The organism is Nonomuraea sp. 3N208, assembly GCF_052245935.1.
Lineage (GTDB): Bacteria > Actinomycetota > Actinomycetes > Streptosporangiales > Streptosporangiaceae > Nonomuraea.
Genome location: NZ_JBQQBR010000024.1, coordinates 180,425 through 190,093, shown reverse-complemented (window position 1 = coordinate 190,093; position 9,669 = coordinate 180,425). Strand labels below are relative to the sequence as shown.

The following is a 9,669-nucleotide window of genomic DNA, read 5'->3' as shown; positions in this document are numbered from 1 at the left end:
CAAGCGCTCGGCTTCACCGTCACCCTGACCCAGGCTGCCTGACACCGTCCCCGGGCCAACCCCACCGGCGATCACCAGCCGGGGTTCGCTGCCGCCTGCCCGGCTGAGGTCCTTATTTTCCGGTCAGGAGTGCTAACAACGGCTCCGGACAATCATGGACGGCCGTGGAACGGCTGCCTCTCTTCGCAACGCCAGAGCAGGCGTCCTGGACCCGGGGTCGATGTCCGTGCACGGTCGTATTTTCACTCGTAATGAAGTGGCCTGTGCTCGACTAGGTGGGCCGCGGTTCCATGCTTTACTCCGCGCGTACGGTCACCTCTGCTCGCGATGCGTGGAAGGTTAGGTACAACGTGAAGGTGTACAGGCTGAACAGGTCGGCGCCGTCCCAGTCAAAGAGCTCGACCTGCCCAGGCGGAGCATCGGGGTCAGCGGTCACGCAGCCATGGCCTTCCTGATCCTCGTGCCACTCGACGATGCGGACATTCTCGAACCGGAAGACCACAACAGGCGTCTTTGACAGTTCGGGTGGAGCCCATTGCAGCTCGTAGACGAACTGCAACTCCAGCACTGGCGGCCTGCCGGGCTGGTAGGTCAAGCGTCTGAAGTCGGTGTCGTGCAGATAGATGTGCGCGAAGTCCTCGGTCCAGAACTCATAGAGTCCTCCCTTCGAGGTGACGCCACGATCCTTGTCCTGGGTCACGCCGGCGAACTCAGTCACTGACATGAGGACATAGTCCCGCACACCTGAGTGATCTTGGAAGCTCTCTATTGGGTGGTGACAGCAGTGCTGACAGCAACATCCCCGCACGCGGACTCACCGTGGCTACCATCCACACATTCCTGACCACGGTCTTGATCAGTCGAGCAGGGTGATTGCTCCGCCTGGCTCGAAAATCGGTGAGTTTGCCGGGCTTATCCTTCCACTCGCCGAATGAAGAGCAGCCCAGCCGGCGCGAGCTGCGCGGAGATCTCGACCAGTGCAGAACCTTGGAAAGACAGTCGACCTTGCACCATAATCAACCCCATGCCAAAACTGCCTGGCTTGGCGAAGCTAACAGTTCTAATAACTCTCCTGCCCTTGATCCCTAGGGTCCTCAAAATCACGCTTGGAGAGCCATATAACGTCCGTGATCCGTTTGACTGGGCATTCATGATCAGCGCAGGGTTCGCCGGAGTCTCTATCGTGAGCGTGGCAGCCTGGTTCACCCTGAAGTCGCACCAGCCTTCAGAGGTCGCCCCTCCAGCGCCCACCAAGCCATTCAACCAACGCGCATTCGGGATGATGATCTTACCTGTCGCATTGATCGAATTTTCCGTGATCACAGGTACCCTGAGCGCTACCGACGGCAACGACCCATTCGTGATCAGCCCTCTGAGTTGGATTTCATATGCCCTCTGGGGCGTTGCGCTCGTCGCCCTCGCAGGGATCGGGATCTGGAGCGCCTTTATCGAGCGTAGGGGTCGGGATTTCCTGACATAGACAGCGGCAAAGTGCCGCAACCCCAATCGACGAGCAATTGTCAATACCTGTGGATCGGCGGTGAGCGTTATTACGCCTCGAGGTCTTGGTGGCCCTTTTGGGTGAGTACCTGACGGAGTCGTTTGATTTCGGCGATCAGTCGCGGGATATCTTGGCGGGCGTTCGCGATGAAATGAGCGTTCTCATCCCAGCGTTCGTCGGCGACGTCGACGTAGCGAGGATCGGTGATGCGCACTGTGCTGAACGGCGGGACGTTCAGCAACCCTGGCCCTGGTGGATCAGGACGGACGCAAGGTCGCCAAGCTACGCATCGACAACACGGCAACAGGGTTCGCCGACCTGATGACTCTGTTTGCCCAGCACGATCTCCGGTCTGGGTCGCTCAAGATCGCGATCGAGACGGAACATGGTCTGCTGGTCTCCGCGCTGCTGGCCGCGGGGTATGCGATCTACCCGATCAACCCCAAGTCGGTCGACCGGTACCGGGATCGGCACCATCGCGCCCATGGCAAATCCGATGTCGCCGACGCGCTGGTCTCAGCCCATCTGCTGCGCACCGATGCGCACCTGCATCGACAACTGGCCGCCGATACGACGGTTGAAAGAAGAGTTCAATCTCGAGCCCGAGCGAATTACTTTCGGGGAGTGGAGCGCCGGCGGAGCCAGCCGGCCGCGCGATGAGCGACGGGGCCGAGCAGGCTGACCTCCCTGGTGGCCTTCTTCAGCGCCTGGACGGCGTTCTGCGACTCCGCCGTGACCTTTTTCAGCTCCGCCGTCGTGCGCCGCAGCTCGGCGGTGAGCTGGTCCAGGCCGTTCTCCGGCGACGCAGACTTCGGCTTCTTGCGCTGGTTGACGCGTACGAGCTCCCGATCCCCGAGTACATCCGTGGTGTGCCACAGGCCAGAACGGGACTCGAGCCATTCGAGCAGGCGTCGCTGAACAGGCGCGGGATCACCCCACGTCGCGTACAGCTTCTGCGAACTGATGCAGATCGGCGCCAGCCCGAGACCGGCGACCGCCTCCCAGACCGCGAGCGCGACGCCGGGCGTGTGCTCGCTGCGGTAGTCGTCGAAGACGACGATCCCGCCATCCTTGAGCACGGTCCGCGCCGCCAGAACGTCCCCTTTGACGTGCGTGTAGAGGTGCGACGCGTCGACATGGACGAACCTGCAGGTGTCCGCCTTCACGTGATCGAGAATGATCGACGTCGGCCCGTGCACGATCTCGGGCAGGGCGTCGTGGATGCTCAGATAGTTCTGCTCAAACTGGCGGCGAGTGAGCGTGGAGTACGACCTAGTGGTCTCGGCGTTGTTGTCCGCCTCCGGCGCGTCGGATTCGAACAGGTCGCAGACGGTGAAGGTCTCCCCCTCCCGCACATGCGCGCCGATCAGTACGGCGCTCTTACCGAGGTACGTCCCGAGTTCGAGGACGTCGCCCGGAACAGTGCCCGATAGGAACCACTCGAACAGGCGCTGGTCGGCTGGCCAAAACCAACCGGGAATACGCTCCAGCGCGGCGGTGAGACTCGGTTCGGACATGCCCGGACGCTAGCAGCCATAGTTTCCTTATGTCGAGCAATGTTCAGCTAACGCCGGATTCCGTGCCAAGTCTCTGAACTCCAGCCGGGAAGGCAGGCACGCGCCTTAGACACTTAAATGTCAGTCACTGTTCACATCATGTCTAACCATTCGGTGAACGCACAACGTCTGTCGCCTTCCGGACGTCGACGAACTTTACTCCCCGCGTGCCCCTGCTGTCGCTTGCCAACTTGGTGGGATCACGCTTGCTCTCGTTCCCCTGTGAGCGATCCCCCAATGTCCCCCAATAACGAATTGCACTGACTATCCGACTCGCATTTAGCCTGATCAAAGCCATGAAACTACTGCGCTGAGTCTTCCCTACGGATCTCAGAAGGTTAGGGGTTCGAGTCCTCTCGGCCGCGCACATGCGAAAGGCCCGTCACCAGTGGGAACCCTGGGGCGCGCCTTCGGCGTTCTGGAGATCGTGCGGTTTCTTCGGCCTCTTTGGGAGCCACCTTGGGAGCACCGGACGGAGTTCCCCAGGAGAGCGCCGGAAATGACTCGCCCCTCGCTGAGATCTAGGCACGAGCGCCGGTGTACAAGACAACGAACAGCCCCCGCGCGCGGGTGCCATCCGGCAGTTGCCAGGAGCCGGCAACGTGGCCAATCATTTCCGGTGGAAGGAGAGACGCATTGTTCGGGGCGGGACGCAGGACCCGGTGCAAGCGAAGGCCCGTACCATGCGGTGCAGGCAGCTTAGTGCCCTCTTGGTCGTCGATGGCAGTGGCGGTGAAGTCCGTGAGGTCGAGGCCGTCACCGATGTAGGAGCGGGTGACCTCCCGGTCGGGAGTGTCGCTGATGTTTTGGTCCTGGGCCTGGACCCGGCCCTCGATCAGGGCCAGCAACTGGGCGACCAGCACCGGGTCGTGGCACCCGTCGTAGGCCCAGCGCCGCCCCAGCACCCCGTGCTCCATGGTGCCGACGAGGGCGTGCTCCGCCCCGTCGAGCGGGGCACCGCGGTAAGTGAGCGGCACCAGGTAGCTGGTCGGGTGAGTGCCGGAGGTGTCGGTGACCACCATGAACTCGATCCCGACCTCACCCTGGGGGTCGTCCAGCCGGAAGCCGCCGGCCTTGGCCAATTCCGGTTCGCCTGCGCCGCCGAAGTACCACGGCCGGGAGGGTAGCCAGGAGGTGAGCAGTTCCAGCTTGGTCGGTTTGAGGGCGGTGTTGTGGATGACGGCCATGCCGAGGATTCTCTTCCGTTGAGCGGGGACGACCTTCACATCTTCACATCTGCGTGGCGCTGGGAGAGCGGTCCTTCAGCCGACAAGATCCACGAGCATCTTGGGCTTGATCTCGACCGCGTCAGGGTCGATCCGTTCGTCGAGGTACTCGCGGTCACGCTCCTCATTTGTGACTCATCCGTAAGCTGGGGGCGTGTCCCCCACACTGGTCCTACTCGACGGCGTCCGCTGGCGGGGTGTGCGCGTGGTCGGCGATCGCGCGCAGACCCTGCTGGCCGTGCTCGCCATGCACGGGCGTGCAGGGGTCAGTGACGAGCGCCTGGTCGAGGAGTTGTGGCCCGACGAGGCGCCGGCCAACCCGACGAAGGCGCTGCAGGTGGTCGTCTCTAGGACCAGGGCGGCGACCTGCGCCGAAGTCGTGGTGCGGATCCCGCGCGGTTACCGGCTCGGGCTGCCCGCTGATCAGGTGGACGCGCTGCTGCTCGGCACGCTGGTGGAGCAGGCACGGGCCGCACTGGGCGAGGACGATACGACGCTCGCGCGTCGCCGCGCCGAAGAGGCCATGGATCTCATGACGGGCGGCTTGGACGGCGCCACGGGCGCGCTCGCTGAGCTGAGGGGCGTCGTAGCAGGGTGGGTGGCCGAGGCGCGACGGGTGGCGGCGATCGCGCGGGGCCGGAGCGGCGCTCACGAGGGCGCGCTGCCGCTGCTGGAGGAGGCCGCGGCCGATCGGCCGTACGACGAGGAGCTGCTCGCCTGCCTGCTGCGCAGCGAGGCCGCCGTACGAGGTGCCGCGGCCGCTCTGGAGCGCTACGAGCGGTATCGCGCGGGCCTGGTCGCGCGGCTCGGCACCGAACCAGGGCCTGAGCTCGCCCGCGTGTACGCCGAACTCCTCGTCGCGGATCGGCCGGTGCGTGAGGGAATCCTGTTCGACGGTTCCTCGCTGCTCGGCCGCGACGGCGACATCCGTGCGGTGCACGCCCTGTTGCAGACCAACCGGGTGGTCTCCATCGTCGGCCCTGGTGGGCTGGGCAAGACGCGGTTGGCTCATGTCGTCGGCAGGAATGCCACGCAGCCCGTCGCTCACTTCGTCGAGCTCGTCGGCGTCTCCTCGCCGGAGGGTGTTGTGGGCGAAGTGGGCTCGGCGCTCGGGGTTCGGGACTCGGTCAGCGGGCGTCGTGCCCTGACCGCCGAGCAGCGCTCCGACGTTCGCGCCCGGATCGCCCAGCATCTCGACCAGGCTCCGGCGCTGCTGATCCTGGACAACTGCGAGCACGTGATCGAGGCCGTCGCCGACCTGGTGGCGTTCCTGACCGTGACGACCCGCGACCTGCGGGTGCTCATCACCTCGCGCGCCCCCTTGTCGATCCCCGCCGAACGCGTCTACCTGCTCGGCGAGCTGCCCGCGGGCGACGCAGTGGAGTTGTTCCGCCAGCGCGCCACGGCCGCTCGCCCTGGTGTGCGGATCGACGAGGGAGTGGTCGAGGAGGTCGTCGCCCGCCTCGACGGGCTGCCGCTCGCGATCGAGCTGGCCGCGGCCAAGGTGCGGGTGATGTCGGTGGAGGAGATCGCGCGGCGCCTGGCGGACCGGTTCGCCCTGCTGCGCGGCGGGAACCGTACGGCCCCCGACCGGCACCAGACGCTGCTCGCGGTCATCGACTGGTCGTGGAATCTGCTGGACGAGCCAGAACGGCAGGCGTTGCGGTGGTTGTCGCTGTTCGGTGACGGTTTCACGCTGGCCGCGGCCGAACACGTACTCGGCCCGGACGCCCTGCACGTCGTGGACGCGCTGACCGAGCAGTCGATGCTGAGCGTCCGCGAGACGACGTACGGCCTCCGCTACCGGATGCTGGAGACCGTCAGGGAGTTCGGGCGGATGCGGCTGAAGGAGGCCGGCGAGGAGGCGCCCGCTCGGGCGGCGCAGCGGGCCTGGGCGACGGCGTACGCCCTCGAACACGCCTCCGAGCTGCTCAGCCCGGCGCAGTTCGCGGCGGCCGACGCGTTGCGCGCCGAGGAGAGCAATCTCGCCGATCTGCTCCGGCAGGCTCTCGGCGAGCCCGATCCCGTCACGACGGTCCAGTTGCTGGCCGGCGTCGGCGCACTGTGGACGATCCGTGGCGACCACTCCCGGATCCTCGTTCACCGGGACGCGATCACCCAGGTGATCAACGGCTGGGTGCCGCCGCCGCACCTCGTCGAGGTGACCAAGGCCGCCATGCTGATCACGCTCATGAACACCATGGTCATCAGCGAGCGCCGCCGCGATCCGCTGCGCGACCTCCTCCGTACCCTGCCTACCAGTGACGCGACGGATCCCCGCGTGGCGGCGATGGCCACGGTGGTGCTCGCGTGCGACGCGGTCGACGGCGCCGACGTGCTGCGCCGACTGGCGGAGTTGTGCCGGAGCGCCGACCGTGACGTGGCCTTTGCGGCGACGCAGACGAGCGTCCACGTCTTGGAGAACGCGGGAGACGCGATCGGGGCGATCGAGGCCGCCGAGCGGACCCTGACGATGCTCCGCGAGGACATGGACGTGGGGCCGTGGCTCCCCGCGATCATGCACGCCATGCTGGCCCACCTTGTCATGCAGCTCGGCGACCGTCGGCGGGCGCTCGGACACGCGCGGACCGCCATCCCGGTGCTGAGCCGGCTCGGCGCCACCGACGACGAGACCCAGCTCCGCGCAGTGCTGCTGGTCTCCGCGCTCGCCGACGGCGACCTCGACACCGCGGAGGCCGAGCTCGCCGAGATCATCCGGATCAACGACAACGGGGTGGTGCTCGGCGGGGTGGCGATCGTCTCATTGTGCACGGCCGAGCTCGCCCTCGCCCGCGGCGAGACGGCCGCCGCGCTCGCGGAATACCGGCTGGCCGTCCAGCGGGCGCGCGACCTGCGCCTGCCCGGGTTGCCGCGCACGGAGGCCATGCCGTGGACGGTCACCGCGGAGTCGGTCGCCCTGACGGCGTACGCGTACCACGCCCCGCCGGAAGACGTCCGGTACGGCGAGGAGCTGTTCTCCACCGTCCGGGGCTACGACCTGCTGGCCGTGGGATACCCTCTCCTCGACTACCCGGTGTGCGGCTCGATGCTCTTCGCGCTCGGCGCCTGGGGGCTGCTGCGGGGAGCCATGGCCCCGCGCGACGCGATCGGGTTGCTGGTGCTGGCCGAGCGGTTCGCGTACAACAGCAGTATGCCCAGCATGACCTTCGAGCGGATCGAACCGTACGCGGAGCGGGCCGCGACCGGCATGATCGCCGCCGTGCGGGCCGAGTACGGCGATCGACGCGGCTCCGACCTGCTCAACGAGGCGCGGAGTCTCATGGAGCAGGTCTCCGACCGTGACGAGCGGAGGTCACATGTGCCGCTTGTAGCTGCGTACCGACAGCGGCGCGAAGATCGCGATGACGATCAGGCACGCCAGGAGGGTCCAGGCCACCTCTCCGCTGATGAGGGCGCTGTTGGCGAGGTCGCGGGCGGCCGTGACCAGGTGTGAGACCGGGTTGATCCGTACGAAGGCGGCCAGCCAGCTGGGCAAGGTCTCGACGGGGACGAACGCGTTCGACAGGAACGTCAGTGGGAACAAGATCATCATGGAGATGCCCTGCACGGCCTGGGCGCTCCGGGCGATCGTGCCGACCCAGGTGAAGACCCACGCCAGCGACCAGCCCGTGAAGATCGCCAGCAGGATCGCGGCCAGCACGCCGCCCGCCCCGCCGCCCGGCCGGTAGCCCATCACCAGGCCCATGGCGAAGGTCAGAGTGGCCGCGATCGTGTAGCGCAGCAGGTCGGCCACCATCGGGCCGGCGAGCGGCGCGATCCGGGCGATCGGCAACGACTTGAACCGGTCGAAGACACCCTTCTCCATGTCCTCGCGGAGTTGCGTGCCCGTGGCCATGCACGTCGTCAGCACGGTCTGGGCGAGGATGCCGGGGATCATCAGGGGGAGGTAGCTCTCCACGTCGCCGGCGATGGCGCCGCCGAAAATGAAGGCGAACATCGCGGTGAACAGAATGGGCTGCAGCGCCACGTCGAAGAACTGCTCCGGGTTGCGGCGCATCTTCTTGAGCGCCCGCCACGCCATCGTCAGGGTCTGACCGAGCGTCTCCCCCATGGAGACGCGCCGCCGGGCGGCCGCCACGCGGTCGGCGGCCCGGACCGCCTCGCGGGCAGGTGCGATCATGGTGCTCATCGGTTCTCCTCCGTGCCGGTCTCGTTGTCCCGGTTCGTCTCGTGGCCGGTGAGGGCGAGGAACACCTCATCCAGGCTGGGCTTGGCCACGCTCACCGAGGAGATCGACACCCCGGCGGTGCGCAGCGCGATCAGTACGTCCGCAGCCAGGTCGGCCCGGTCGAGGGCGACGTTGAGGCGGCCCTGCTCCGGGATGGCGACCGGGTCGGAGCCGAGGACGCGCCGCACGACCTCCACGGCGGCGGGCACCTCGCCCCGGTCGGCGAGCAGCAATTGGAGGGCGGAGTTGCCGACCGCGGTCTTCAACTCGTCGGGGGTGCCCTCGGCGACTTTCCGGCCGTGGTCGATGACGGCGATCCGATCGGCGAGCTGGTCGGCCTCGTCCAGATATTGCGTGGTCAGCAGCACCGTGCAGCCGTCGGCGACCAGACCGCGGATGGTGTCCCACATCTCGCCGCGCGTGCGCGGATCGAGACCGGTGGTCGGCTCGTCGAGGAAGATCAGCGGTGGCCTGGTGATCAGGCTGGCCGCCAGGTCGAGGCGCCGGCGCATGCCGCCGGAGAACTGGGCGATCGGTTTGTCGGCGGCCTCCTCCAGGCCGAACTGGCCCAGCAACTCGGTGGCGATGCGCCGGGCGCGCGGCGCGGCGATGCCCTGCAGGCGGCTGAAGAGCCAGAGGTTCTCGCGGGCAGTCAGGTTCTCGTCGACCGACGCGTACTGTCCGGTGACGCCGACCAGCTGGCGGATCACGTGCGGGTTGCCGGCCACGTCGACCCCGAAGATCTCGGCACGGCCCACGTCGATCTTCAACAGGGTGGCCAGCATCCGTAGCGTGGTGGTCTTGCCGGCGCCGTTCGGGCCGAGGACGCCGAAGATCTCACCGGGGCGTATGTCCAGATCGATCCCGTCGACGGCACGGTGCTCGCCGAACGTCTTCACCAGCCCTTCCGCACGTACGGCCAGTTCGGCGCCCCCGTCGGGGGCTGGGCCGCGCCCGGTACGTCCGAGTTCTGTGATGCTCATGGCTTCACTCTCGGCGGAGCCGGTTTCACGGCACCCTCGACCAGGTTTCACCGGTTGCCGGGGGCTCCGCTGATTCGTTCCTCCGCCAGCCGGGCGAGCTTGCGAAGCAAGGTGTCTCAGGTGCGTGTCGATGAGCTGCTGGTTGGTGAGCCGGCCGAGCCCGGCCGACGAAGTCGCTGCGCAGGAAGGCCGGCAGCGGTCGAGGGCCTTGGTG

8 protein-coding genes and 1 pseudogene are annotated in these 9,669 nt (G+C 67.0%); 3 read left to right on the top strand and 6 right to left on the bottom strand.

Going from position 1 to position 9,669, the window contains the following annotated elements; all coding sequences use genetic code 11:
- Positions 1-295 precede the first annotated feature (295 nt).
- Positions 296-724, bottom strand: coding sequence for a hypothetical protein (locus ACTWPT_RS33390; protein ID WP_443181484.1), 429 nt, complete (start codon positions 722-724; stop codon positions 296-298).
- Positions 725-1,024: 300 nt separating this feature from the next.
- Between ACTWPT_RS33390 and ACTWPT_RS33385 the strand changes: the two genes are divergently transcribed.
- Positions 1,025-1,480: a hypothetical protein gene (locus ACTWPT_RS33385; RefSeq protein ID WP_443181483.1), complete on the top strand. Its 456-nt coding sequence runs from the start codon at positions 1,025-1,027 to the stop codon at positions 1,478-1,480.
- Between the two features lie 70 nt (positions 1,481-1,550).
- Here the strand turns inward: ACTWPT_RS33385 and ACTWPT_RS33380 are convergent, their stop codons facing one another.
- The gene (locus ACTWPT_RS33380; RefSeq protein ID WP_443181482.1) at positions 1,551-1,715 is read right to left on the bottom strand and encodes a hypothetical protein; all 165 of its coding nucleotides are present in this window, start codon (positions 1,713-1,715) and stop codon (positions 1,551-1,553) included.
- A gap of 38 nt (positions 1,716-1,753) precedes the next feature.
- Between ACTWPT_RS33380 and ACTWPT_RS33375 the strand changes: the two genes are divergently transcribed.
- Positions 1,754-2,161: an IS110 family transposase gene (locus ACTWPT_RS33375; protein WP_443181481.1), complete on the top strand. Its 408-nt coding sequence runs from the start codon at positions 1,754-1,756 to the stop codon at positions 2,159-2,161.
- On the opposite strand, the gene ACTWPT_RS33370 is transcribed toward ACTWPT_RS33375, so the two are convergent.
- Together ACTWPT_RS33370 and ACTWPT_RS33365 are read right to left on the bottom strand one after the other, a co-directional pair.
- On the bottom strand, positions 2,113-3,018 hold the full coding sequence (locus ACTWPT_RS33370) for a class I SAM-dependent methyltransferase (protein WP_443181480.1): 906 nt from the start codon (positions 3,016-3,018) through the stop codon (positions 2,113-2,115). The two genes, ACTWPT_RS33375 and ACTWPT_RS33370, sit on opposite strands and share 49 nt — an antisense overlap.
- A gap of 560 nt (positions 3,019-3,578) precedes the next feature.
- Positions 3,579-4,244, bottom strand: a complete 666-nt coding sequence (locus ACTWPT_RS33365; RefSeq protein WP_443181479.1) for a maltokinase N-terminal cap-like domain-containing protein — start codon at positions 4,242-4,244, stop codon at positions 3,579-3,581.
- Positions 4,245-4,530: 286 nt separating this feature from the next.
- Here ACTWPT_RS33365 and ACTWPT_RS33360 point away from each other — a divergent pair.
- A pseudogene (locus ACTWPT_RS33360) lies at positions 4,531-5,901 on the top strand (ATP-binding protein); the annotation flags it as partial.
- Positions 5,902-7,596: 1,695 nt separating this feature from the next.
- Here ACTWPT_RS33360 and ACTWPT_RS33355 read toward each other — a convergent pair.
- The gene (locus tag ACTWPT_RS33355) at positions 7,597-8,433 is read right to left on the bottom strand and encodes an ABC transporter permease (protein WP_443181478.1); all 837 of its coding nucleotides are present in this window, start codon (positions 8,431-8,433) and stop codon (positions 7,597-7,599) included.
- The gene (locus tag ACTWPT_RS33350) at positions 8,430-9,455 is read right to left on the bottom strand and encodes an ATP-binding cassette domain-containing protein (protein ID WP_443181477.1); all 1,026 of its coding nucleotides are present in this window, start codon (positions 9,453-9,455) and stop codon (positions 8,430-8,432) included. Before ACTWPT_RS33350 ends, ACTWPT_RS33355 begins: the two co-directional genes overlap by 4 nt.
- Between the last annotated feature and the right edge of the window lie 214 nt (positions 9,456-9,669).

Excerpts from the sequence above, each read along its gene's own strand:
- ACTWPT_RS33390 (WP_443181484.1), bottom strand. The coding sequence starts at position 724 with ATGTCAGTGACTGAGTTCGCCGGCGTGACCCAGGACAAGGATCGTGGC.
- ACTWPT_RS33370 (WP_443181480.1), bottom strand. The coding sequence starts at position 3,018 with ATGTCCGAACCGAGTCTCACCGCCGCGCTGGAGCGTATTCCCGGTTGG.
- ACTWPT_RS33365 (WP_443181479.1), bottom strand. The coding sequence starts at position 4,244 with ATGGCCGTCATCCACAACACCGCCCTCAAACCGACCAAGCTGGAACTG.
- ACTWPT_RS33385 (WP_443181483.1), top strand. The coding sequence starts at position 1,025 with ATGCCAAAACTGCCTGGCTTGGCGAAGCTAACAGTTCTAATAACTCTC.
- ACTWPT_RS33355 (WP_443181478.1), bottom strand. The coding sequence starts at position 8,433 with ATGAGCACCATGATCGCACCTGCCCGCGAGGCGGTCCGGGCCGCCGAC.
- ACTWPT_RS33350 (WP_443181477.1), bottom strand. The coding sequence starts at position 9,455 with ATGAGCATCACAGAACTCGGACGTACCGGGCGCGGCCCAGCCCCCGAC.